This window comes from Pseudarthrobacter sp. N5 (assembly GCF_050157035.1).
Taxonomy (GTDB): Bacteria; Actinomycetota; Actinomycetes; order Actinomycetales; family Micrococcaceae; genus Arthrobacter.
Genome location: NZ_CP189593.1, coordinates 2818132 through 2842471 on the forward strand (window position 1 = coordinate 2818132; position 24340 = coordinate 2842471).

The 24340-nt window shown below is 59.3% G+C and carries 19 protein-coding genes and 1 pseudogene; 7 read left to right on the plus strand and 13 right to left on the minus strand.

Translation table 11 applies throughout. The features are described from left to right. The first annotated feature begins 73 nt into the window (after positions 1-73). The 3 genes from ACQCST_RS13605 (at position 74) to ACQCST_RS13615 (ending at position 5212) form a co-directional block, all read left to right on the plus strand. Complete coding sequence (locus ACQCST_RS13605; protein ID WP_426996286.1) at positions 74-757, plus strand: hypothetical protein; 684 nt, start codon at positions 74-76, stop codon at positions 755-757. After that, positions 744-1490, plus strand: coding sequence for a hypothetical protein (locus ACQCST_RS13610; RefSeq protein WP_426996287.1), 747 nt, complete (start codon positions 744-746; stop codon positions 1488-1490). The genes ACQCST_RS13605 and ACQCST_RS13610 overlap by 14 nt, the downstream gene beginning before the upstream one ends. A 197-nt stretch (positions 1491-1687) precedes the next feature. After that, a complete protein-coding gene (locus tag ACQCST_RS13615) occupies positions 1688-5212 on the plus strand; it encodes an ATP-binding protein (RefSeq protein WP_426996288.1) in 3525 nt (1174 codons plus the stop codon). Positions 5213-5251: 39 nt separating this feature from the next. On the opposite strand, the gene ACQCST_RS13620 is transcribed toward ACQCST_RS13615, so the two are convergent. From ACQCST_RS13620 to ACQCST_RS13655, 8 genes are all read right to left on the minus strand, one after another. After that, complete coding sequence (locus ACQCST_RS13620) at positions 5252-8668, minus strand: DEAD/DEAH box helicase family protein (RefSeq protein ID WP_426996289.1); 3417 nt, start codon at positions 8666-8668, stop codon at positions 5252-5254. A gap of 193 nt (positions 8669-8861) precedes the next feature. Beyond that, entirely contained in the window at positions 8862-10646 is a 1785-nt protein-coding gene (locus tag ACQCST_RS13625; protein ID WP_426996290.1) for a DUF262 domain-containing protein, read from the minus strand. Positions 10647-10668: 22 nt separating this feature from the next. Then, on the minus strand, positions 10669-11844 hold the full coding sequence (locus ACQCST_RS13630) for a restriction endonuclease subunit S (protein WP_426996291.1): 1176 nt from the start codon (positions 11842-11844) through the stop codon (positions 10669-10671). Then, a complete protein-coding gene (locus tag ACQCST_RS13635) occupies positions 11841-13337 on the minus strand; it encodes a type I restriction-modification system subunit M (protein WP_426996292.1) in 1497 nt (498 codons plus the stop codon). Before ACQCST_RS13635 ends, ACQCST_RS13630 begins: the two co-directional genes overlap by 4 nt. A gap of 242 nt (positions 13338-13579) precedes the next feature. Continuing rightward, entirely contained in the window at positions 13580-14413 is an 834-nt protein-coding gene (locus ACQCST_RS13640; RefSeq protein WP_426996293.1) for a hypothetical protein, read from the minus strand. A gap of 325 nt (positions 14414-14738) precedes the next feature. Further along, positions 14739-15947: a hypothetical protein gene (locus ACQCST_RS13645; RefSeq protein WP_426996294.1), complete on the minus strand. Its 1209-nt coding sequence runs from the start codon at positions 15945-15947 to the stop codon at positions 14739-14741. Between the two features lie 764 nt (positions 15948-16711). Then, on the minus strand, positions 16712-17122 hold the full coding sequence (locus tag ACQCST_RS13650) for a hypothetical protein (protein WP_426996295.1): 411 nt from the start codon (positions 17120-17122) through the stop codon (positions 16712-16714). Continuing rightward, positions 17119-17370, minus strand: coding sequence for a helix-turn-helix domain-containing protein (locus ACQCST_RS13655; RefSeq protein WP_426996296.1), 252 nt, complete (start codon positions 17368-17370; stop codon positions 17119-17121). Before ACQCST_RS13655 ends, ACQCST_RS13650 begins: the two co-directional genes overlap by 4 nt. Before the next feature lie 179 nt (positions 17371-17549). On the opposite strand from ACQCST_RS13655, the gene ACQCST_RS13660 reads away from it, so the two are divergent. Next, positions 17550-18206, plus strand: coding sequence for a helicase associated domain-containing protein (locus tag ACQCST_RS13660; RefSeq protein WP_426996297.1), 657 nt, complete (start codon positions 17550-17552; stop codon positions 18204-18206). A gap of 250 nt (positions 18207-18456) precedes the next feature. On the opposite strand, the gene ACQCST_RS13665 is transcribed toward ACQCST_RS13660, so the two are convergent. From ACQCST_RS13665 to ACQCST_RS13675, 3 genes are all read right to left on the minus strand, one after another. Then, positions 18457-19683 (minus strand): AlbA family DNA-binding domain-containing protein, encoded by a 1227-nt coding sequence (locus tag ACQCST_RS13665; RefSeq protein WP_426996298.1) that lies wholly within the window; start codon positions 19681-19683, stop codon positions 18457-18459. Positions 19684-20014: 331 nt separating this feature from the next. Then, positions 20015-20170, minus strand: a complete 156-nt coding sequence (locus ACQCST_RS13670) for a hypothetical protein (protein ID WP_426996299.1) — start codon at positions 20168-20170, stop codon at positions 20015-20017. A 109-nt stretch (positions 20171-20279) separates the two neighbouring features. Continuing rightward, positions 20280-20675 carry a hypothetical protein gene (locus ACQCST_RS13675; RefSeq protein WP_426996300.1) on the minus strand — a complete coding sequence of 132 codons (396 nt, stop codon included), beginning with the start codon at positions 20673-20675 and terminating at the stop codon, positions 20280-20282. Positions 20676-20891: 216 nt separating this feature from the next. On the opposite strand from ACQCST_RS13675, the gene ACQCST_RS13680 reads away from it, so the two are divergent. Further along, positions 20892-21830 (plus strand): endonuclease/exonuclease/phosphatase family protein, encoded by a 939-nt coding sequence (locus tag ACQCST_RS13680; RefSeq protein ID WP_426996301.1) that lies wholly within the window; start codon positions 20892-20894, stop codon positions 21828-21830. 174 nt (positions 21831-22004) lie between these two features. Here the strand turns inward: ACQCST_RS13680 and ACQCST_RS13685 are convergent. Further along, a pseudogene (locus ACQCST_RS13685) lies at positions 22005-22313 on the minus strand (helix-turn-helix domain-containing protein); the annotation flags it as partial. Positions 22314-22390: 77 nt separating this feature from the next. Between ACQCST_RS13685 and ACQCST_RS13690 the strand changes: the two are divergent. Continuing rightward, the gene (locus ACQCST_RS13690) at positions 22391-23119 is read left to right on the plus strand and encodes a helix-turn-helix domain-containing protein (RefSeq protein WP_426996302.1); all 729 of its coding nucleotides are present in this window, start codon (positions 22391-22393) and stop codon (positions 23117-23119) included. A 226-nt stretch (positions 23120-23345) separates the two neighbouring features. Here ACQCST_RS13690 and ACQCST_RS13695 read toward each other — a convergent pair whose 3' ends face one another. Next, positions 23346-23744, minus strand: coding sequence for a helix-turn-helix transcriptional regulator (locus ACQCST_RS13695; RefSeq protein WP_426999182.1), 399 nt, complete (start codon positions 23742-23744; stop codon positions 23346-23348). Between the two features lie 45 nt (positions 23745-23789). Between ACQCST_RS13695 and ACQCST_RS13700 the strand changes: the two genes are divergently transcribed. Then, on the plus strand, positions 23790-23969 hold the full coding sequence (locus ACQCST_RS13700; RefSeq protein WP_426996303.1) for a hypothetical protein: 180 nt from the start codon (positions 23790-23792) through the stop codon (positions 23967-23969). Positions 23970-24340 lie beyond the last annotated feature (371 nt).

Below are 24340 nucleotides of genomic sequence, written 5' to 3' on the forward strand. Positions count from 1 at the left end.
CCGCGCGATTAAGAGCTACGCTTGGCACCACAGGGCACGATATGATGGCTTCCCGTTTAAGGTCAGGAGGGCCGTGAGAACTTTTCTAGCCGTGGTTGACCGTTTCGGTGCCAATGGCTCAAACACGTTTCCACTCTCCGGCGCTCGAGTCGCGCTGCTTCAGGACGGACGCATCTTCACTTACCTGCCAAATACGAAGACGTGGGTCCCGAACGAATCAGTTGAGCGAGACTACTTCGACCACTATCCTGAGCTCCAGTACAAGGTAATACCCAGCTACCTGGCCCGGTTCCTTCAGTCGGCCATGAGGGACATGAGCCCCATTGTTGTGCGTATCACTCTGGAAGAAGCCGGCAAATCAGCTCTTCAGCAGGTGGCGGCATCTAGAACGCGCCAAGTCCGCCGAGACCTCGCCCGCAATAAGTCCCAATTGGTTCGATGGGCCCGTGCCAACGGTGTCGAACTGCCCAGCGCTGAGCACCAACAATCCGAAAAGGTACCGACAAGCCTCAAAAGCGATGACCTGGCGTTTCTAGCCCTGGTGACCGGAAGAACGAATATTCACAAGCGTAGAATCAGCCGGGGCACATTTAGACATTACGTAAAAATTGAGCCCGACACATACAAGGTAATCAGCCCGTATGTCGGGAAGAATCTCGAAAAAAACTCACTCGGGTTTTATCGCAAGTCTCTGACTAAACCGAAGAAACAGAAGACAGACGCAATGTGGGGACAGGCCGACCGTGACATCGACTGATCCGCCTGCGGGCGTCGCTTCCGAGTTGGACGATGCCTTGCCAGAAGCAGATTGGCCAACCCATGAGGTTGCTAATTCTCAGGACGATCCATTTCTATTCGAGTTAATTGAATACTTGGCCGCCATTCGAGATATAGAACGTGAAGTCACTGCGGCAATTATAAATGCAATCCCAGAAGACGCCAAACCACACGGGTTGGACTGTCGCGTCAAAGATTGGGAGTCCCTGCATCGCAAGGCGAAGGCCATCGTGTTGAAGTATCCCTATGACTTTGAACGGATCGACAACGACCGGGACCTAGTGAGAACTGTGCTCACAAGAATCGAAGACATCTTGAGGTATTCGGTACTCTCAGCTCCCCATGCCGCCATGCCGCAGGTGGCTTCAGCGTTTATCCGAAAGGCGCGCGACCTCAAAATGCGAGTCACGGAAATTCAGAACAGCTACCATTCTGCGAACAGGTACAAGGGACTTCACGCGATACTTAGCCTGGCTGAGAAGTTTCAGATGCGCTTGTCTTGCGAAGTCCAGTTCCATTCTTCCGAAAGCATCGCGGCCTCCAAGGAAACGCATACCGATTACGAAAAATTTCGTACGAGCAAGGACACGAGGATACGTCAGTCACTGCACGACAGAATAGCCGCCAGATATGCAGAACTCGACGACGTCGTCATACATGGGCAAGGGTTTCCAATCGAAGTCACTAAGCGCAGCTACCCAAGGCCCAAGTAGCGGTTACGAACCAAACCAAGTTGCCCAGACGCAGCGGACCACCCGAGGCGAGTAATTGCCGATTGACTCGCCTAACCCTTGGCAGCCGTTACGTCGCTCCTAGTAGTGTCGTCCTCGGAGGAACGTCATTTGGAAGGCGCATTGTAGCCACAATCGTTCCATCGTGACTAAGCGAGACTGAAAAAAGGGGGGCCCATATGCCGCTGATCGATCGTATCGAGCAGGCACTCGATCGCGGTGTAGACCCTGACGTATTTGAGCGTGCCGCCAGCGCGCTGCTGCAGAGCAGATACCCGTGGCTCTCGCCCGTTGAAGCTGGCCGCGATTTAGGGCGTGACGCCGACATCTATCGTGTAAAACCGGAAGACCCGGAAAGTCGAGGACGTCTTCTAGCCACAACCGGCGATCCCCTATCGAACCTAAAGAGGAGCCACAAAAGTTGGTTGAAGGAACAAGCGTCAGGTGAGTTTCGTGTTGATGCACTTGTCATCACGACCACTAACAACCTCACCGGAACAACCCGGAAAAAAATAGACGAGTACTGTCGGCTCCACGGGTTGCCGCTGCCGGAGTATTACGGCCGTCGATGGCTAGTGGATGCCCTCAAAAGCGACGCGCATTGGCGAGAAACGTTGATTGGCGTTCGCGGCCGACTAGATGCCCTAGTCCCAGCGTCCCAGCTTGCTACCTCTGATCAGCAGATTCTGCTTGGAAGAGAATCCGACCTTGCAATGCTCCGGGAACATTTGGACCAGAGAAGAGATGTCGTTCTTTCGGGGGTCTCGGGGGCTGGGAAGACAAGAATATTGGCTGAGCTGACGGAGGCCTTCCTAGTTGATCCACTTGCCCGCGACCACCTCCTCGATGATCTGATGGCATTGAGCCCTTCCACAGTTATCCTTGACGACGCACACTTGCGGCTTGACCTGCTCACCGAACTGACGCGGCTGCGAGCCCAGGAGGGCCTCTCGTTCAGGATTGTAGCCAGTTGCTGGCCGGACGAGGCAGCATCAACATCCTCTCGGTTGAGCGAGCCAGCAACCATACTGTTGGATCTGCTCCCCAGAGACATTATGGACGAGATAATCCGCGGTGCCGGCGTATCTGCGGTTCGCACGCGTCACGTCATCCTCTCTCAGGCGGAGGGCCGCCCTGGCTGGGCACTGACGCTGTGTTCTGCGGTAGTGACGGCCAGTGGAGCCAACATCTTTACGGGTGAAGCGTTACTGGACCACGTCCTTCGACACTTGAGGCAGGAAGCAGGTTCAACCCTCACCATCGACCTTCTCGCCTGTATCGCGGCCCTTAACGGAGCTGACTACGGAGACCTTGAAGAACTATCCCGAATTCAGAATCGTCCCCTTCCAGTTGTAGTGAACTCACTGCATCAAGTAGCCACTAATGGCCTGGTTGAGTCACGCAATGGCAAATGGCACCTGCAGGCCGCTCTGTCCTCGGCGCTCGTCAGCGGTTGGTTCTTCGGTCCCAACCGCTCTGGCTCCTGGACGCTCCTCATCGAAACATTTCCAAACCGGAAACATGAACTTTTCTCGTCTATGCTCCGCGCGGCCAGCACCACGAATACTGAAGGGGCGGTGATCGCAGCACGTGCATGGGCGGCCGGTCTTCGACCCGCCCAAGAATGGGACGCGAACACGCTTGCGCTTGTTCGGGAGTACGGACTCGTGAGCGCCCCGGCGGCCGACTTCGCTGCCGATTCTGCTCGAAGCCTTTTGAGCCATCCGCCCGAGCCTCAGGTGACTTGGTGGGGTACACAGTACAATCCCATTTCAGACCATGCCGCGAACATACTTCGTACCTGCGCCCGGGCCTATGGCAACGAGGCAGCTGTGCACGGCCTCTTAGACATGGCGACAAGCGACGACCGGCCTCGCAACACCCACAGTGATCACCCGATGCGCGTGCTTGCCGAGCTGGCGCAGCATCTAGATCCGGACCGAGGTTCTGTGTTCCAGGTACGAGAGGTGCTGCTGAAGCATGTAACGACCTGGACCAACTCCGGCATGGACGGCTTGAAGTGGGCGGTGTGGGCCGAATCAACCAAAGAGGTGTTGTCACCGACCGTAGAGGGCACGTGGTCTGATCCGGGACACTTCAGTAATTTCACGATGGCGAGTGGCGTGGAATCCGCCAAACGATTAGTGGAAATGACGGGACTATGGGTTGCGCATGTCGCTCCGTCGCTCGCCGCCATGCGGCTTACAACGTCTTGTGCAGCTCCAGCCGAAGCAATGCGGCATCTCATAGATCTCTTCGGCACGTGGATCCGGGCTGCCGCGGGCATTGGACCTGGTGCGTCTGAGGTAGACGCTGATCAGCGAGCGGCCGCAGTGGAAGGTGCTTGGACCATACTTGAGACTCTCCGGCCGTGGGTGGAAACGCACTCCGGAGCAGCGCACCTCACGGTTATGGAGCTGGATTTGGCCCACCAATGGGGCATACTGCCCCCGAAGCCATGGCCTGTCATTGTGGTTGATATGGACTTCGAAGACTTCGCTGGGCGGCGGGGTGTAGATTCGTTCGAGGACTGGGAGTTGCAGCGGAACATTGAAGCTACTGCACTTGCTCATCGCTTAATTCACCACGGGCCCCGTGCCGGAACGGCCCGTTTCACAGAGTTAGCCCAGCTCGCCGCCGCCGTGGGAATATCTGGCCAAGGACACCCCATTCCAATCAGGGTCGCGGAGGCATGTAAGGATCCAATCGGGTGGCTCGGTGAGGCAGTAGCGGTCAGCTCAGCAGTTCTCGTACATCAGTTTCTGCTTGAGGCTTTGCGGCGCGGCCTCCGCGTACCTGGATCAATGATCGGCGCTGCCCTAAGTACCGAAGGCGTAAGACCTGCTGTCATCGCGGCAGTCGTCAATGGAAGCGGTTTTAACGAAACGTCCCGCCAAGTCGTAGAAGAATTGACCGCTGACGACGCAGTCTGCCTCGACCAACTATTCGCTCGAGACGAAGCTGATCCGTTGCTTGCCGCCCTCCTTGCGCATGACGTCAAGCGTGTGCGAGCAGAGGCTTCTCTTGCATTTTCCATGGGGGTTAAACATGGCCCCACGCTCCCGCCAGAGTGGCGAGACACATGGCGAGCGGCGTTCCTTGAAAGCAATCCGGCCTCCGTAAGTGACCGCTCAAATTGGAGATTGAAAAAAATACTTGAAGACTTGAGTCAAACCAACCCTGCCCTCTGCGCTGACTGGTTCGCACACCAGTTTGAGAGCCAAGACGAGCGAGCTTACGGTGCGCTCGACACTGTTAAGCACGTGCTCCGAAAATTACCGCGTGGTGAACGAAAAACGTTGGCACTCATGACTGTGTCTGAACCAGGCCACAACGATCTTTTGCCGGAATTGATCGGTCACGACGCGGAGCTGAGTGCCGCTTTGCTTAGGGACGGAGCAATCAGTGTACATAGCGCCATGGAAGCCCTGTCTGGGGACCGAGACGCAGATGCAGAGATTTTAGCCCCAATCCTGCTTGATGCTGGCGTCACGCCCCAAGAGATCGCTCGACGAATTTTCGGGTCAGTTTCTTGGTCCGGTCCCGAATCCGCTGCTATCCAAGCCGAGATTGACTGGTTCAACGCCCTCGCCGTCCGCAACCCCCGGCTAGAACCTGTCAGCCATGCGGCCATAGGAGACCTAAAGACTGACCATGCGCGTGCACTTATTGAGGAAAAGCGTGAAAGGATCCACGGTTGGTAGTGGCCTAAGTCCCCTTCATGGGTCGAGCGGGTGAGCCAGTCAGCCGGCCATTGCCGAAACGCGCACTCGGTTCAGCGCCGCAGCAAGCAGATCCACATCCGCCTCCGGGAACAAGCTTTCCGGCCCGGCAGGGGCGGCATCGCTGTAGGGAGACTCGTACAGCGCGCCGACGTCCACGACGCCATTCTCGGTGAGTTGCTGGACGATCATGTTCACGAAGTGCAGCTGGTTGGCGTTGAGGGTCTTATCCCCCACGAACTCGGAGAGGGAATCCAGCGCCGCCTGGCGGTCCATACCCACCAGAGACCTGACAAACAGCCCAAGACCCTCAGCTTGTGCTGTGGCCGCTTCCAGTTCCTCGGGTGAACCGGCGCCGCTCTCAATTAGCATGCGCTGAAGTTCAGCAAGGTCCGTCTCGGTCAGGGGCAGCCCGCGGCGAAGGCGATGGATTGCCATGTGGTCCAGGAATCCCTGCAGATACATTCGAGCCTTCTCGCGGTACCGGGCCAAATCTACGGAGCCATCCACGGTCCCCTTCAGCTCACCTTCCACGATCTCGCCGAGGGTGTCTTCGAAGTTCGTGTAGACCACCTTGCGGCGCTTCTTCTCAATCAGATGCACCAGCCCCCGGAGCCGCACACGAATCAGCTCAAGCCACTGCGGCGAGACCTGGCCCCACTCCCCTCCCTCCAGAATCGACTGGATCAGGAGCATCTGGGCAGCGATAGCGGGGATGTTCGGCTGATCCTGCAGGGCGGACGCAATCTCCACAATCTTCTTGCGGTACGGCTCGACGGCGGCCGCAGAGGTCAGCGAAGCCAGCTGCGCCTGGTACATCAGCAAGTCGAAGCGTTTGGCTTCCTCCGTATCCCCTGCGGAAGCCAGCGTCGCCAGGGGGGCCAGCGTGGTCTGCAGGTCAGTCAGATCCTGCGTGCCAAGAGAGCCCCACGAAGCGGCCTTCGAAAACTTCTCCACCCACTCCAACTTCGGGCGCACCAGGAAGTTCTCCCGGGGCAGCCCCACTACTTGCCCCACCAGGCCGGATTGAAGTGCCAGCACGAAGTCGCCGTCGAGCCCGGCAGTCCGGGCCTCCGCCAGCAGCTGTGCCCGTACGGCGAAGCTGCGGTGCGCCAAAGACCGTCCCAAGGACCCTTCGGAACCTGGCAGCTCGGCGTTGAAGTATTCAACGTTCTGGCAAACGTCGAAGATGAAGAAGTCCTGTTTGTCCTCACCCGGTCCGTACAGCTCGGGTCTGAGCCGGGTGCCGCGGCCCACCATCTGCCAGAACTTTGTCTTGGAGCGCACTACCTTGAAGAAGAGCAGGTTGACCACTTCCGGCACGTCGATCCCGGTGTCCAGCATGTCCACGGACACGGCAATGTGCGGGCTGTCCTCGGTGCGGGAGAAGGCATCGATCAGGGTGGAGACGTAGTTGACGCTGTGCGTGATGACCTTCGCGAAGGTGCCCCCGTACTGCGGGTAGTTGATGTTGAACCGCTCGGCGATGAATTCGGCATGCTTCTGGTTCTTGGCGAAAACGATCGTCTTTCCCAGCCGGTCTCCCCCGGCGACCTTGTGCCCGCGGGTCATCAGCACCTCGAGTGCTTTGTCGACGGTGTTGGCATTGAACAGCCAGGTGTTCAGGATGGCCGGATCCACGGCGTCGGGTATCTCCCCGTCGTCATCCCATTCAGCGGAGTCCCAGTCCTCTTTTTCCTCCTCCGAGAGTTCGTCGTAGCGGATTCCTTCGACAGGGAACTTCAGCGGAATGGACACGGTCCGTGGCGGTACGAGGTAGCCATCGGAGATGGCCTGCGTCAGCTCGTAAGCGAACGTCGGGACGTGGTCCTCGATGTCAAACAGCGAGTAGGTGTTGCGGTCCACTTCGGACTGCGGCGTGGCCGTGAGGCCCACCAGATACGCATCAAAGTACTCAAAGATGGCCCGGTACTTCTGGTACACCGAACGGTGGGCCTCGTCGATGATGATGAGGTCGTAATGACCTATCCCGAACGTTTGTGTCAGGACCTTGCCGTCGTCGGTCCGTTCGTTGATCAGGTTCATCATCGTCGGATAGGTGGAAATGTGAATTCGGCTGTCCGCTTCCACGTCCCGGCCCAAAATCACGGGGGATGATCCTGGGAGATTGGTCTTGAAAGCACGGGCCGCTTGGTCCACCAGGGCGACCCGGTCGGCCAGGAACAGCACACGCTTGGCCCAGTTCGCCTGCATCAGCAGGTTGGAGAGCGCGACGACGGTGCGCGTCTTGCCGGAGCCTGTCGCCATCACCAGCAGCGCCTTGCGTTCCTTGTCCGTTTCCAGGGCAGCGGTAACGGCCCTGATGGCCGCCTGCTGGTAGGTGCGTCCCGCGATCTCAATATCGATGGGCGCCGTAGCCAGCGTTTTACGAGTGGTGCGTCGGTCCACCATGAGCTGGAGCTGGTCCCGGGTGTGGAAGCCCTGCACCGACCGGGGCGGATAACCGGAGGCGTCGTCCCAGATCCAGTGCTCGTAGCCGTTGCTGTAGTAGATTACCGGGCGCTGGCCCTTCTCCCTCTCCAACGCATCGGCGTAGAGCTTGGCCTGCTGCTGCCCCTCGTAGGGTGACTTGGCTGACCGCTTGGCTTCGACGACGGCGAGAGGCTTCCCGTCAGATCCCCACAGAACGTAATCCACGAACCCGATTCCGGTGGTGGGACCGGCGTGGGTGGGCATGTGGTGGACTTCGAACTCGCGATCCTCGGCCTTGCCCAGCGCCCATCCTGCTTCGCCCAAGTAGAGGTCGATGTAGACCCGGGTTTCCGCTTCTGAGTAGTCGTGCCTGTCCGGAAGCTTCTTGTTCTCTTCTTTCGCCCATGCAACCTCCGCGCGCAGGGCGGCAAGCTGGGCGTGCAGCTGCTCGTTGTCCTGCTTCTGTGCGGCCAAGATTAAATCCTTAGCCGCCAGTTCCTCGGCGAGCTTGGCCGTTTGGTCTGCCGTGCGGGGCTTCTCGGCTGGCGAAGGAACGCCCGGCTTCAGCATCGGGCTGAGGAAGTCACCGTCGAAGGGGGCTGCGGGGTCCGGGCGGTTGGCGGGATCGCGGGTGTAGCGAAGGGCCAGCCAGATGCAGACGTGGAAAAGTTCCCGAATGGTCTGCTCGGAGTGCTGAATGGTGACTGCAGTATTGGTATGGATGGCGCTGTTCGCCACTTTACGGATGAGGTGAAACTTGTTGACGATCGTCTCGCCGGCTAGCCGCTTGAACGTCGGTTCCGACATCAGGGCGTTGAGGTCACCCTTGTAGGGCAAAGTGAGCGATGCGTCGGCTTTATAGAGCCATTCGAGCAGCGCTTCAATGGACCGCCTCGCATAGAGCAGCGAAGACCGCGGGTCTTTCCGCGCATACAGTTCGGCCAGCCGCGCTTCTTTGGCTATCCCCGGCCACTCCGCCTGCAGTACAGCGAAGTTACTGCTCACGTCCCCCAAAATGCCACTCCTTTGTCGATCTTCTGTGTGGAGCCTAGCCGATGCAGCCTACCGCTCCGCAGGGCGACATCCCCTTCCAGCAAATTTCGCTTATTATGCGTGGCGACGAGCAGGTCAGGCCCGAAACGTTGCAGAAAGCGGTATGCGCGGAGACGCCCTAGCCTCCTCCGGTGGAGGCTTCCGACTACTTAAGGCGGAAGTAGCTGAAAGCCGCGTCAACCAATTGTTGGCTCCGCTGGACGATGTGCTGCTTCGTCCAAGTCGATTCGCTGATCACGTCATCATTGATTCGAAGCATATTCTTAAGGCCCACCGAGTTACCGTTGCTGTCTCTAGCATTGAGTTTGTCGAGGAATGACTTGTTGCTCAGAGTTGCATTGAACCGGGTGATGCTCAGATTCCCAAGAGTGTGAACGTGTTCCGCCTGCACGGCTTTCGCCACCTCTGGAGATCCGCCCATCATTTCAACCCAGGATGCGGGGATATTGGCACCTTGGGGGAAGATGTGCTCAACGGACCACGCATGCCGTTTCCCCTCCATAGCCCAAAGATCTACGCGCGTCTCGTCCGTCATGCTCGCCTCCGCAAGCGAACACAGAATGAAGCGGGTCATGTCGTAGGAGTCTTCGTAGGCGTTGCCAGCGAGCTTTTCGCGGAACAAGTCGTCGGACGACGAGATGCCAACCAGCCGTTCACGCAGCATTTCGAAAATAGGCTCGCCGACGCCATGGTGCAGTTGGTGGGTGATGGCCATGAAGAGACGTTGGAGCTCATAGGTAGCCGGCAGTCCCGTTACATTTCGGCGAACGAAGAAGGCAACCAGTAGGTCGCAAATCTCGACTAGATCGCCATCGGTCAGATTCAGGCGGCCCTGATTCGTCATCAAGTACATGAGAAGCAAGTGAGACGGTGCCCCCTGCGCCCTGCGGAGCCGGATGAATCCGGCGTTCAGCGCGGGGTTCTCGGAACTCCGTGACCCGCCGGCAATTTGGCTGTAGAAATCTGCCGCTGCACTAATTCGGCTGACAAATTCCTCATGTCCGTGCTCGATCAGCTTTTCGTAGATGCGGATGAGGTTGGACCGCGTAGCCACCGGCTCGTTGACTACGTCGTTCAGTACTTCCTTGAAGGCGTTGTAATACTGGCGGAAGAACCGTTCTTGCAAGGAGTAGTCGTCCCCCAGCAGGTCTATGATGCCCATCCATTCTTCAAAGACCGCTTCCACAGCGAGGGCGTCTTTCCCATGGGTGGAGGCCAGCAGCTTGTTCTTGATCAAGTCGATCGGCGTTAGCTGTGCACCGCGGTTGTTGAGCGACTCGAAGAGGACGTAGGCGTCCGAGTGATTCTTGACTTCGATCTTGACCAGCACAGCGGCGGAGACCTGCTCAACCATTCTCAGGAGTTGGGAGTGCGATGGTTCTGCCGGGCTTATCCTGGCTTCAATTTGGTCCACGAAGTAGCGGTAGCACTTCATGATCCGCCGGTTGCCCAGATTGCCGGGCCTATTCCTAAGCTGCTTAATGACGCCGGCTTCGCTGAGGACAGCGACATAGTCCCCGGCGTTGTTGTTCTGACGTTGCGGGGTGAGCCTCGGGTGGTCGGCGGGCTCCTTGAGGACCAGCTTCCGCCTGAGATTGATGAGGGACGCGTTCTCGTCTTCATCTAGTTCGCCTTTACGCGCAGCCAAGCAGGAGTAGAGGGCAGCGAGCAAGATGGACAGTGTTGTGATTCGCTGTTGTCCGTCGACGAGTTCCAACTGGGCGATGTCCGTGGCGTCCTTCTGCTGGTTGATGCAGATGATGGACCCCAGGAAATATCCCTCCGGGGCTCCCAGCACATCGTCAATCAAGTCCTCCCAATGCGTCTTGGACCATGTGTATTCGCGCTGATAAGGGGGAATGACGTAGACGATCTTGTGGTCTACGCCAAGAAGGCTTGAGACAGCACAGTCTTTGACTGAGTCAATCATTTGCGGTTCCTTCGTTGGGAGCTTAGAGCTGACCGCTAAAGGCGCGGTGCTGTAGGGATGCGAAAAGCGCGTCAAATGTGGCGAGCTGAGACAGCTGAACGCGTCGAACCCGGTCGATTTGAGCAAGCTGGCTAGCCAGCTCGTGCTGAGCTTGGATTGGAGGAACCGGAATGACAGCCCCTTGAAGGGACTTCACGTTGAAATGTTGCTGAATTTGTCCTCGGCTCTCACCCAGAACCATGCGCTTTCCGGCGTCGCTGTTCAAAAAAGCTACAGCATATTCTGGTGACATGACGCCCGGAGTGGGTGTAGCGATGATCAGGTCGATTGCGTTCAGTAGTCCTGCATTGGCAGGAACAACTGCGCTAGTACCTGCATTTCCCGTCCGCACGGTCACAATGTCTCCTGGCCAGAGCTGCGATTTTCGAAGCGGTCCATTGTGTGAATTCGCGGAGAAGTACACGAGATTCTCCATCACTAGGCCTCCGGGCCGAACATTTAGTGATCGCAGTGCAGGAATTCCTTCACTCACGTAATGCGAGGCGGGCTTGACTACGACTCCAACAGTCACACGATTGCAGAGATCACCGAAATCTCGTCTGGGCCAATCCTGTCGGGCAAGGAGAACTTGAAAAGTTGAAGTCGAAAGAGCGTCGAGGTGGGCAAGGGCTTGGCGGCGTTTGGTGCGAAGCTCGTCGGCCTTATCCAGGATGGCCGCAATCCGCCGCTGCTCGTCGAGGGGCGGGAGAGGCAAAGCGATCTCCCGGATGGCCTTCACCGAAAGATGCTTGACTGTGGCAAACGGAGTGGCGTGCCAGATTTCCATGAGCGCCTGCGGCAGAAAATGGTAGAGGTATCGGCGGTCGAGGTCGGCCCCAAGAGGCGAAATCCGGCAGACTCGCTGGTTGAGTAGTGCAGGTTCCGACGACCAAATTTCTCGATTGAAGTCACCGTCCATGCCAACGAGAAGGTCGCCTTTACGAACGACAAACCTCTCACCGAATGGACCAGAGTAATACGTCTCAGTTCTTCCCCGCACAACATCTCGGATCCTGATCAGGGGCATTTCACCGTCGATAGCAAACCGACTGGAGTCAAACGCAAATCCGGATAATATTTCGACGTGATCGCCGAGACGGCCCAGCTTCATGGTGGAGCTTGTGCCCGATTTCCTTTGCAGTTCAATGTCTACAGTCACGACATCAGTTCCTTCAAGTCCGACAGGGCGATCGAAATCTCGGCTTCCAGAGTCTCCAAATCGGCGATGATCTCTGCTGGTTCCTTGTGGTCGATTTCTTCGTGCTCGACTTCTTTGTACCTGTTGAGGGATAGATCAAACCCGTTGGCAGCTATTTCAGACTTGGGAACGAGGAAAGACTGGTCGGTACGCGCGCGCGCTCCCTCCGTCGTCGTCCGCTGCTGCCAGCGGGAAAGGACGTCGCCGAGGTCGGAGGTACCAAGCGCGGTGCGTTTGTCGTCGAGACTGAAGCCGTCCGAGGTCACGTCGTAGAACCACACGTTATCGGTGCCGCCGGAGTTGGTCTTGGTGAAGAACAGGATCGCGGTGGAGACCCCGGCGTAGGGTTTGAAGACGCCCGAGGGGAGTTTGACCACACCGTCGAGCTTGTGATCTTCAACGAGCATTTTCCGCAGCGCTTTGTGAGCCGTGGACGACCCGAACATCACACCGTCGGGCACGATCACCGCGGCCCGACCGCCGGGCTTGAGCAGCCTCAGGAACAGGGCCAGGAAGAGTAGTTCCGTCTTTTTCGTCTTGACCAGGGAGAGCAAATCCTTGGCGACATTCTCGTAGTCCAGGCTGCCGGCGAAAGGCGGGTTGGCGAGGATGACGTCGTACTTTTCTTCCTCAGAGCCGTGCAGGTCAGCCAGAGAGTCCCGGTAGGTGATGTCAGGGTTTTCCACCCCGTGCAGGAGCATGTTCATGGATCCGATGCGCAGCATGGTGCTGTCGAAGTCATATCCGTGGAACTGGCTGTGGTGGAAGAACCGGCTCTGCTCTGGGGTGGTGAGAAGGTTTGCGTTCTGCTGGCGGAGGTATTCGCCTGCCTGGACGAGGAATCCGGCGGTGCCGGCGGCCGGGTCGCAAATGGCCTCCATCGGCTGGGGTGCTGTCATCTTAACCATCAGGTCGATGATGTGGCGGGGTGTCCGGAACTGGCCGTTAGTTCCGGCCGAGGCGATCTTGCCGAGCATGTATTCGTAGAGGTCGCCCTTGGTGTCGCGTTCGTCCATAGGAATCTCATCGATGATGTCGACGACTTTTTCGAGCAGCCCGGCGTTGGGGATGGTGAAGCGCGCGTCCTTCATGTGCTGGGCGTAGGAGGACTCCTCGCCGTTGGCCTGCTGGACCAGCCCGGTGCGCAGGAACGGGAAGATGTGCTCGGCGAAGACGGTGTACATCTCGTCGCGGGAGAAATTCTTGAACTTGCTCCAGCGAAAGTCCTGATACGAGCGGCCCCTGTCATCCAGACCGCTAGGGAAGACCGGGTTTTCGACCGGCTTGCCGGTGCGGTTGGCCTTATTTTCCGCTCGGGTCTGGTTTTCGTCCAGGCGCTTCAGGAAGAGCAGATACGTGATCTGTTCGATTACTTCGAGAGGATTGGAGATGCCGCCGGTCCAGAACGCGTTCCAGACCTTGTCTACCTGAGATTTAATTTCGCCCGTTATCACCGGCTCATCTTATTAGAGAGTCCGACAGACCCCGACCGTTAGGGACACCACTGCGGTACTCGTTCAACTGCCTTGACCGCGAAATCCATTGCTTCTGCACACTGTGGAGTAAGACCGAGGCGTACTGCCATGCCTTGGAGAGCAGCGGTCCCGACGGTTTGTGCCAGTTCTTCAAGCCCTCTGGAGAGGCCATAGACCCTAGAACCCCTTCGCGGTGGCGCGGTTGAAGGGATTCGGAGGCGTTATTCGCGAGGAGAGCCCACCAGCCGAACGATCAACGCTCCGACCACATGGACGATAAGCCACGCGTCATCGAGCTTCGCATCAGTGACGTTGTGTGCATCCCCGTTCTGGTTCCGTTCTGAAGCCACCCACTCCATAGCTTTCACGACAGCATCTAGCATCGGGGCATCACGCCCGGGTAGCTGGCCGCTCAGACGCACCGATTTGATCTGATCGCCAAGGACCTTCCCAGGCACGTGCAACGCCTTGAACGTTTCCTGAAGCGCTGTACCAGCATCCGTGATCGCGTCAGCTGGCTTACCGTCTGCGATCTCGTTGAGCGAATTCATATACGCGATCTGCACGCCATGAAGATCGGGACGACCATGCAGCAATCTAATTACAGGTTCAACCACCGTCGTGTGAAGCTCATAAGAATCCAGCGGGACGATCTGAGAAGCCCCGGCCACAAGGCGGAAAGCCACACGGTGGGCGTCAAAAATCTTGTTGACGCTGTCGACGAATTCTTGGGACCGTCCAACGTAACCATCCACGACCGCCTGGGCGTGGATGGCCTCCACAAATGAAAGGAACAGGCCCTGATCTTCCATCCTCGCGAGATCGTCGAAAGTGACTGTGTCGAGAAGGAGGCCTTCGCTGCGAGAGACACGAGCAGCTACGAATGCGGCAAACCGGTCACCGTTAAGAACGTTAAGGTATGAGTTCTCCGCCTTGAAAAGGTGCGCGATCTTCACCCTGACCTGCGGGGGAATAGTCGCAGTCCAACGGCTTGTCCCCTCAGCTTCTGCCCGCTCCAGCAACTGAACGCGCATACGTTCCCCATAAAGTGTCACGCGTCCACAGTATCGGTTGGCGCAACGGACCCGGGACGCAGGGGGCGCCTGCGAGTAGCGCCATGAGCCCAGGCGGGGCCTTGCAGCCCAATGAGCGTGCGGAAGTCCGGCTTCAGCTTCCATCCAGTGCACCCGATAACCCTAGTCCTGGACATGGCGGTTCGTATGATGCGTGTCCCAGCCGGAGATTCACAGGCAGAGGTGGATTTCTATGGACTACCTCAAGGCACAGCCAGCTCCGTGAAGCTCAACCTGTACCGAAACCTCAGTTGTCGAGCGTGGTCGGGCGCTCACGCATAAATCACTCCTGAGCGCCCTCCACTGATTACTCGCCGCCGGGAGTGGCCTCAATTCGCTCTAGGAAGTATTTAGCTTCGGATTCTGCGTCTTCCCCGGCGAACGCCACTTCCATCCGCATAACGGCAGACACAAAGCTCGAGTTGCTTACTGTCAGGCCGTCTGCCTGCATGAGAGCGTCATCTGTCATGCTGCCCTTGTATATTTTCATTGACGCGGCGTCTATCAGTTCGAACCTCTTGGTTCGCAGGGTCAGCCCCGTGAGGATGGCCCGCGACAGCTCCAATTTTTCCGTAATTGGAGTTACATGTTCAATGGCGTCAAACGCGACCTTGACAGACTCGGAACTGAGGCGAGAGGTTGTGATGCTGTTAGCTCCGACAAGGGCAGTATTTAGGGCGATTCCGCTTCCGGTCCTCACCAATGGCTCCAGTAAATCTCTAAATCGCAGTCGGACGCGCCGGGTATGAGACAGAAGTGTTTTTACCATTGCCCCAGGACTTTTTTGGGCAGCCACCGAAAGGAGCGATTGGAACTGGGTGAAGACTTCCTGCGTCAGGTCCCTACGCTCAAACAGGGCTTCCCCGGCATCGACAGCAAAGACCACAACGAAGGATGCTGCTCGCAATCCGATTACCGTTGTCTGCACGTCGTGATGATTTCCTCCAAGGTGCTCCTGAGCCAAGGCATCGATTTGGCCTTGGATTGCGATCTGCAGGCGACCCGCGTACTTCGTCGGAAACTCTGTGATGTTACTTGTCTGCGACTCTACTTCGACAGCGAAGACCGATCTCCCTTGAGCTGCCGAGAGCGTCTGGATCTCATCATGGTCAAAGGCGGCAGTTGTCTTAGTCTTGAGATTCAGCCGGGCATCCGCCGCAGGAAGCCAGGGCAGGGGAACCTCATCTATGTGAAGCGTGCGCACAACCGGCGCGGATATATCTTCCCTGGAGAAATCCCATGTGACAGAGTGCAGACCCTGAGCGAGCGCCTCGGAAAACGCATCCCGAAAAGGGACAACTCCTGACCGTACTGCTTCGAAACGGGCTGGGCCTACAGCCACGAAAAGGAACGTGAGAGTATCGTCTTCTTCGCTTTCGTCAACGCAGTTTGCGATGTAGTAGAGCGGCAGTCGAGTCGAGCGCATTGCGAATGTCCGAATGCCTTCATACTCGAAATAGGTCTCCACATGTTCAAAAGGTGTCCCAAACAGCGGCAACCGCAAGAAGTCCATCATGCGATGTCCTTAGACTCTTCGATCACAACTGAGGCCGGGACCAGGTTGTATGGGGACGACCACCAATCATGGTGGGTAGGGGCGACTTCACTTGGGGTCTCTAGCACGTTTCCCATAGTCGGCTGGATCTCGACGAGTGCTAGGGACTTCTTTGCGGCCCACGGACTGATCTTGCGAGCATCCTGTACTGCATCAAGGCTTTTGAATACTGAGAAAGCATGGGCTTCGCAGATTTCAACGCGCCCATAGTAGGGACCCCGGCCTTTATGCGGCTTCCGCCAGGATCCCTTGGCTGGGGCACTGCCGATGGACAGGTGTGGTTCTGCCAACCGGTAAAAAATGCCCTCTCTCGGTGCACTTTCGGGCGGCGGACAAGCGTCTGGCATCGAAGCGTCAATCACCGCTTGAGCCTACCTGAAGCTCTTCGAGGAACTGGCCGACAAAACACAGGTCACGGGCATAGTGCTCCCGATGGAGGGGCACTGGAGGGGATACCGAGAAACCGGGGCAAACAAAACCCCAACGCCACCGGGATGGTTCCCAGTAACGGCACGGTTCTTCTGGGGGTCCCTGTCGGATTCGAACTGACGACCAACTGAGCTGAGGAGACATTCCTGTCCGCTGGCAGCAGGCGGACCGCGATGAGGGGCCGGCGCCACTGAAGCCTTAGACACCATGGGCAGGCCCGTAAAACTGGGCGCTGAGCGGGACGCCTACGTCCGGCGCCCTAATCCGCCGCCGCCGCCCCGTCGCTGTCGAGGGCATCAGCCCTGGATGACCGACTCTGCCCGACTAAGGAAGCCCATGCCGGGATGGCGAAGAAGAGCCCGGATCCCTGCCGGTGACCCGACGGCGAGCATCCCTACCGGAAGACTCCTCCGGACCAGATGCTGGAAAGCGCCAATCAGCACCACGACTTCCACTCGAAGTGGCGTCTGAATGTCGCGCAGAATCACGAAGCCAGCGTCCTGCAACAGGGACGGGTCGCCCGCGGTCCGGCGTGCGTCGATCTCATAGACGTCCCAGCCTGCGGCCTCTACGGTTTTCTTAGCAGTTGCGATGACCTCTTCGCTCGCAGCAGCATTCGCGCACGCTGCCACTGTCATGGTCGCAGGACCACCCCACCCGTGGGCCAGGGTATCAGCCAGTTCGTAGGCCCACTCGTCGGCCCTCACTCGTCCTCTGCCTCCGCTTCGGTGAACTCGCCCCGGGCGATCTTGTCGGCCACCTTTCGGTAGGACTCATCGATGTAGGACTGCAGATCATCGATTCCGGTGCGCCACTGTCCGCGGCGGCCGATCTGAAGACCTCTAAGCTCACCGCTTCGAAGCAGGGATCTTATCGCTGCATCGCTGACGTTGAGTTCTTGCGCAGCCTGCTCGACAGAGAGAAAGCGTGGCGGCTTCCGGGGTTCTTCGTTCATTGCTACATCGTAAGTGCACCATCGCCGGCCAACGTATGGTCCCGACGGAACGACGCCATCTACCCGTCTTCCAAGTACGAGCGCGTCCAGCCGTCCCCTGTGGACGCCCGAGGGCAGTGTCTTTGGTCCAGCGGTGCCCGCCGGTATTCCGTGTGGGCCGTGGCAGGATGGGGTCCATTATGGACCGGCAGTTGAGGTGCGCTCCTGACGCGGAATGGGTGCTGATGTACCGGCTCGGATTGAGCCGGCAACGAATCGCTGCCCTGGTGCGCGTTCCGCCCGCCGCCGTCGGATACCACCTGGTCATCGCCCGACGCCAGGATCCGGGACTTGAGGCCGAGCACCAGGCCGCCGCCGGCGCCGCACCCGTCCCCTACCCCTCCCCCACGGACCTCGCCCGGATGGAAGAGGTCATCGTCTGGGTGTCGGCCGAAGGCCGGTTCCCTGACGGCCGTTCAGGAGAGCGGGGCGAGAGGTCGCTGGCGCGCTGGTTATCCGGACGCCGGCGAGAAGCAGCCGAGGGGACCCTTGGCCCGGCCTACAGCCACGGGCTTGCCCAGGTACCCGGGTGGGCCGAAAATCGCCGTGAAGCGGCGGACGAAGCGCGGTGGCACGACCGTTTGGCCGAGCTCGTGGATTTCCGGGAGGAAGGCAACGACTGGCCCCGCCACCACGACTATGACTCAGAGCGGGAACACACTCTCGGGGTGTGGATTCACGCGCAGCGGTACAAGCGCCGCCGCAGCGACCTCGACCCGGCCAAGGTCCAGCTCCTGGACGCCGCCGCACCCGGATGGCAGACCGGGAGAACCCGCGGGCGCCCTCCCCGGAAGTGACCGGAAGATCCCGCCTCCCAGCCCGCCAGCGGGCTAGGGACCTCACGCCGGCTAGTACAATTACATTGGTTCTCCAGTCCCCCCAGCTTGGAGAACCGGGAGCCTCCGCGCTTGAGTCCTGGACTCGCGCGGAGGCTTTTCACATACGCCCGGCAGCAACGCGCTGTGGCCTCGAGACCTATCCCACCCGGTTAGGCATCCCTCGGGGACACCGTCAGCTACCGGGTGCGCAGTCAGGCGGCTACCAGGCTCAAAGCTGGTCTCTCAAATAGTGCCTCCCCAGGGCCGGGGATCCTCCCTGGTTCATGACATCCAAGGCCAAACTGCGGACCGTTACCAGTGCCTCATCTTCAGAAATGTTCGCGGCGAGGATCCCTGTGACTGGCTGGAACTTGTGGATGGCAGTGAGCTGGTCCCGGCTCCGCAGGTGGTTGATTGCCGTCTCGAAGGTCCTAATGAATATCGGATTGTTACCTTGGGCGCTCAGAACCATGCTGACCTCATAGTCGCTTGTCATGTCCATGCGCTCGGTTGTGGCTCTGGCAAGGTGGATGATGTGGGCCGGGAGCTGTTGGGCATCCATGACGTGGATGTCGGTGCTCGCCTCAAAGCCGTCCCTCCCGATGGATGCTTTGTGACCCACGCTCACGCTGCCGTCGTCGTGGATGTCTACGATTCCACCGTGGCCGCTTATAGAGCGCCATTTCCGGTACCCCGGGCGTGGATTCAAATCGGCATACTCGAACCCGTACCGGTCCTTCAGGAAGGGGTTCGTGTTCGTAAGGGAGTCGAGGATTTCCCTGGCATCTTGTCGGCTGATCCGTGCCGTGTGTGCAGGGCGAGGGCTTAGGGGACGTGCGGCCGCTACGAGCCAGACGCCGTCTTGGTCAATGCCGGTCATCGTTTGGTCCAGGAGATCGGAGAGGCTCCTGGCATTGTTCCGGCGGTCCTCGAATCGTGTGCGGTAGGCCTGCTCGATGTCGCGCTCACTCATGAACACAGTCTGGGCACCGTAACGCCGGGGCGCCCTGAGTGCATCGTCCTTCATGGAGAAGTGCGGTGTCTCCAGACTTGCCGGGACTTCCAGGACAAGAACACGGGGGCCTTTATCGGATTCTTCCAGGGGGGTGAATTCCAGGCCGTGAACCGGCGGTTGGATCAGAGAATACGCCCAGCCCCTCAGCTTTCGTTCGATCGTGTCCGACCAGTCCTCTACCGAAACTATGCGCTCCGCGGCGCTGCTGACCCGGTCCTCCGCTACGCCGTAGACGATCATGCCGCCCCCACCGTTGACCATGGCGGCAACATCCTTGGCGAACTCCTCGTTAGCTTTGGGATTGCGGCTGTCGGGCAGTTTTTCCTTCCAATCCAGATCGCCCTTTTCCGTTACCCGCTGCTCGATGGCGCTTGGAAGCATCGCATACGTCAGGGCGGAAGGTTGGAGCCCTAGGGCGCGGTGCAAGGGTGTGAAGGCCATGGGTGAATTCTCCCACGCCGGTGGGTGTCTCCGGCCCGACGCTTGCTTCCCTGGGGGTATGTCTATCGGTAGTTTGCGGAGTAGCTTTTGAACGAGTAGCTCTCCGAGATCGCAGGACCGTTGGTAGCGGAGAAGCAGCTCCCCGCGGATGTGCGCACTCGTTCAGGACCGTGCTGGCATGGACCAGTGCAGCCGATCGGTTACCTTGATACGAGGTCAGTGGGTGCCCGGTGTGAGTCGACGCTAGCCCGCGGCGGCGCCTTTGAGGAATTCGCGGAATTGCTTTTCGGTGTTCAGGGTGAGTTTTTTGCGCAGTCTGTGCCTGCCCCCCCTACAACGAAGGCGGCCACGAACCGCCGCCATTGTTTCGTCGCCGGACCAGCCGCACCGTCCAAAGGACCAGCAGCGTCACGCCCGCGACAACGACGAAGGCGACCAGCACCTGCATCGCCAGAAACACGCCTACGTGCCATCCCTCAAGCCTCATCGGATCCCCATTCCCGTTCGGATGAGTTGAGCCGACCCTACCGGCCGGACTAGGAACAGGGCTGGATATGACTTTGCCTGCAGAACCGGGGCCTCAAGCGTCCCCTCGCTCAGCTGAGCAGGCTCGCCAGACCGGGCACCGGAAGGAATGGCATGTACTCGCCCCAGCCGAGGAAGAAGGAAAACAGCACATGGATGAGCGGGGCCGATATGGCAGCGAGGATGAGGTACAGGGCAGTGATTCTCCGCGTCATCTTGAACACCAGCGGGGGCAACACAATGGTCACGAGCGCTGGAACGGGATAGTAAAGCCACCATGGCAGGCCCAGCAGCAGCCCGTACTTTCCGAACAGCATGCCGGCAACGACAACGATCAGCGACACGACGATGACAGCCCGGATCCTCCGCCGAAAAACGGCCTGGCCGAGCACCAGACGAAGGAGAAGAACAAACTCAACGAGAGACGCCGCGATCATCACCGGAAAATGCCATTCAGTACCCACCATTGCCCCCGTTCCCTCCGCCGATCCGCGCCCAGCGCCCGCCCTAAAGGTCTGGCAATACTCTCGAATGTTCCTGCCGGGTACTGACAGCGCGAACGGACGGTTGAGGTCCTAAAGGTGCTCGGGTCCACGGACATTCTGCCTGCCCGGCACTACTGGCAGGATTTCAAGTCCGGTGCGCCTGCTTGCATCCCGCCGACCGTCTGCTTGCATGGACGCATGACTGAGCAGCCGCCGGCAGCAGTAACCGAAGACCTGGACCGGCTGCATGCAGCCCTGGCCGCCGTCATCCCCGCCAAGACTCACTCGAACCTCCTGCTCGGGACGTGGAACATCCGTGCGCTGGGTGACCTGACCGCCAAGTGGCTGGCCGGGCCCAACGAATCACCCAAGCGGGACTGGCACGCGGTGGCCTGCCTGGCCGAGGTGATCTCCCGGTTCGACGTCGTCGCTGTCCAGGAGTCCCGCCGCAACCCCGTCGCCCTCAAGCGGCTCCTGGCGACCCTTGGCCCGCACTGGCAGGTCATCATCTCCGACGTTGCCGAAGGCGATGCCGGCAACGGCGAACGCCTCGCCTTCCTGTACGACAGCACACGGGTCCAGCCCTCAGGCCTGGTTGGGGAGATCGTGCTGCCCCCGATCGGGGATGACCCACAGCGACAGTTCGCCCGCACCCCCTACACAGCCAGTTTCTCCAGGGTCGGCGTGGAGTTCACCCTCGCGTCCGTCCACATCCTCTGGGGCAAAAGCCCCGCGGAGCGCCTGCCGGAGATTAAGGAGTTCGCCCGGTGGATGCATGACTGGGGGGTCCGGCCCAACGACTGGAACTCCAACCTCATCGTGCTTGGTGACTTCAATCTGGACCGAATCGGCGACCCGCTCTACGAAGCGTTCATCTCCACGGGCCTTTGGCCGCCGACCGAGCTGAACGCAGTCCCGCGGACGATCTTCGACGACGACAAGACCAGACACTTCTACGACCAGTTAGCCTGGTTCTCGAAACCCGACGGCACCTCCCGGCTGCGCGGCCTGACCTACGGGCAACGGGCCGGGACCTTCGACTTCATCCCGCACGTCTTCCGGGGCCTGACGCGCAGCGAAGTGTCCTGGCGAATCTCGGACCATTACCCGCTCTGGTGCGAGTTCCTGCTGACCTGACGCGCCTCGGATGGCCCCTTGAACAAATAGGGCTGTTGCTGGCGAGTAGGAGCCGAAACGACCGTGTCCCCAGCCAATGCGCTACCTTCCACTGGCCATCCTCCCGCCCGCACACCGGGGTAGCCCGAAGTGTGTAGGTGCGCGGATTACCCTCGACCGAGGTGGAGCTGAGTGTCAGGCCGGCCGTGTATGCCATGTGGTCGACCACGCCATACCCCGGCAGTTCAAAGGCGTAGGAGATGCAGCTGGACAATGCTCCGGGGCAGGCAACATGCGCATCCATATTCGCCTGCACGAGCTCACCCCAACAGCCGAGAACGAAGCGCGCCGGAAGTCTCGCGAACGCGCAATGAGTCGATCTGTCCCATCGATACCTGTGCGCCATTGGCCGCGGCCGCCGACTCGAAAGCCTCTGAGTTCGCCCCTTCGAAGCAGGGATCTTATCGCTCCATCGCTGACGTTCAATTCTTGTGCGGCCTGCTCAACGGTGAGAAGCGTGGCGTCTTTGGGGTTCCCCGTTCAGTGCTACATCGTAGGTGTATGTGTGCCGACTCACTGACGTGTTCGGACCTATGCCGCCTTCGATCAATTCATTGCGCGGCCGCTATGATTACGCAATGCTATTGAGCGTTCCGGATCTGGCAAAGCGGTTCGGCATCGCAGAGAGCCGTGCCCGCGTCTTGGTGGCGTCAGGACGAATCCCGGGACAGCGCGTCGGTGGGCGCTGGGTCGTCGATGAAGTTGACGCTGCAAATTACCACAAGGCGGCTGCAGGAAGACCCCTAACGGAGCAGAACGCATGGCAATTCATCCGTGCCCTCCAGCGACCCCAGAGCGTTCCGGGCCTGGGGCTGGATGCTATCGAGCGTCACCGGCTCGATCGCCGCATAAGGCGGTTCCACGGAGCGGCAGACCCTGTTGCGTTTGTCGTATCGCTGCTCGCGCGGCGGGCCGACAAGGTTTTGTTGTCGGCCGGTCCAGACGATCTTTCCGCGCTAAGGGAAGAGCCCCGACTTCGGCTAGCCGGTGTTTCGCATGCTCACTCCGGACTGCTCTCCGGTCTAGAGCTGGAAGTTTATGTAGCCCGGCGCGACGTGCCCGAGCTCATCAGTGACTGGTTCCTGTTACCTGCCAAGCCCGGAACACGACCGAACGTCACTATCCACGCGGCCGACGTCGTCCCCGACGAAATCCCGCATCTCGCTCTGGCGGCGGACTTGGCTGAACGTCCAGGACCCCGAGAGCAGCAAGCTGCGTTGGAGATTATCAGGCGGCTTCGAGGCACCTAAGCCGTGACGCCCTCTGGTACGGGCAACATATTCCTCAGGGGGAACCACGTTCCTATCTCCACTTTCGCTACCCTCCACGACCCCGCGCCTTAAGGCGTACCGTGCGGAAAATCGAACCGAAGGGAGGAGCCACCCAAGCCCTCGTTGCTCCATGTCCATTGAACACAAATCGCGGCAGCCAAACGGAACCAACATTCTTTGTTCGCGCCCCTCGGCGGTTCGGTCTCTATGCCTGCTCTTCGGGATCGACGGACAGCCTGGTTCTCGTGCTGCTCCGGGCACGTCCACGACGGTGTGGTTCGATGGCTGGCGGGGTGGACGGCAACAAGAACAAATCAGCTACGTCGACGCCGAGGACGTCGGCGATCTCCCAAAGGCGTTCGTAGGCGATACTGATTTCTCCCCATTCAATGCGGATAATCGTCCTTCGGTCCATTCCTGCCTCAAGGCCCAGTGCCTCCTGGGTGAGACCCTGCCCTAGGCGTATCTCTCGAATCCGCGATCCAACCCGCTTGCGGCGTTCCTGCCACCGAAGCAGCCGGTCTGGTGAAGTCTGTTTAGGTCGTGTAGGCACACCCCATGCGACTAGACTGAAACGCGCTTGTCTGTGGCACTTGTGCCACATAAAGACAGATGCGATACAGATCACCAATAAACGAAAGGCGCTCCGATGGCCATTTCAGTCCTACTCGCTCTAACCCGGTGCGTTACCGTGCCGGATCTGAGGCATTTCCTCAGCCACCTTCCTGAAGGTTTCAACCTGGGCAAGGATCTGCGCATGCACCCCGAGGCTGACGGAAGGACGAACTTCCTTGAAATCCAGATTCCTGTCCCGTTGGAGGACGAATAGCGACCACTCGCGGCCGTTATGTATTTAGACCTACATTCGCTGACGGATGAGATGTCAGGAAGTTTCGCGGTGCGAACGTCTTCCGGGACGTTGTACGCCCTGCACCTGGATTCGCCCCGCGAGGTTGTGAGGCTCCACAACGATCGGCAGCCTGTGCCGCGATATGCCCAACTGCCTGCCGCAGAGCTCCGTCGCGACGGCGAAGCAATCAAGCTCCTCAAAATCATTGAGATGCAGGTTGGGCGGCGTGGTCTGATGTGGCTCGATGTCCGCCTCGACGGAGTTCCCACCCTCCGTGGCACCACCGAGCTTCTATCGATCACTCGTCTCCAGACGCAAACACTAAGGAGCTGACCGACCATCGAGAACGC

What these genes read in the sequence shown, in the direction of transcription:
- ACQCST_RS13675 (WP_426996300.1), bottom strand. Translation starts at nt 20,675, where the DNA reads ATGGTGGGTACTGAATGGCATTTTCCGGTGATGATCGCGGCGTCTCTC.
- ACQCST_RS13655 (WP_426996296.1), bottom strand. Translation starts at nt 17,370, where the DNA reads ATGAACGAAGAACCCCGGAAGCCGCCACGCTTTCTCTCTGTCGAGCAG.
- ACQCST_RS13700 (WP_426996303.1), top strand. Translation starts at nt 23,790, where the DNA reads ATGGCCATTTCAGTCCTACTCGCTCTAACCCGGTGCGTTACCGTGCCG.
- ACQCST_RS13680 (WP_426996301.1), top strand. Translation starts at nt 20,892, where the DNA reads ATGACTGAGCAGCCGCCGGCAGCAGTAACCGAAGACCTGGACCGGCTG.
- ACQCST_RS13615 (WP_426996288.1), top strand. Translation starts at nt 1,688, where the DNA reads ATGCCGCTGATCGATCGTATCGAGCAGGCACTCGATCGCGGTGTAGAC.
- ACQCST_RS13645 (WP_426996294.1), bottom strand. Translation starts at nt 15,947, where the DNA reads ATGATGGACTTCTTGCGGTTGCCGCTGTTTGGGACACCTTTTGAACAT.
- ACQCST_RS13695 (WP_426999182.1), bottom strand. Translation starts at nt 23,744, where the DNA reads ATGTGGCACAAGTGCCACAGACAAGCGCGTTTCAGTCTAGTCGCATGG.
- ACQCST_RS13660 (WP_426996297.1), top strand. Translation starts at nt 17,550, where the DNA reads ATGGACCGGCAGTTGAGGTGCGCTCCTGACGCGGAATGGGTGCTGATG.
- ACQCST_RS13665 (WP_426996298.1), bottom strand. Translation starts at nt 19,683, where the DNA reads ATGGCCTTCACACCCTTGCACCGCGCCCTAGGGCTCCAACCTTCCGCC.
- ACQCST_RS13625 (WP_426996290.1), bottom strand. Translation starts at nt 10,646, where the DNA reads ATGATTGACTCAGTCAAAGACTGTGCTGTCTCAAGCCTTCTTGGCGTA.
- ACQCST_RS13670 (WP_426996299.1), bottom strand. Translation starts at nt 20,170, where the DNA reads ATGAGGCTTGAGGGATGGCACGTAGGCGTGTTTCTGGCGATGCAGGTG.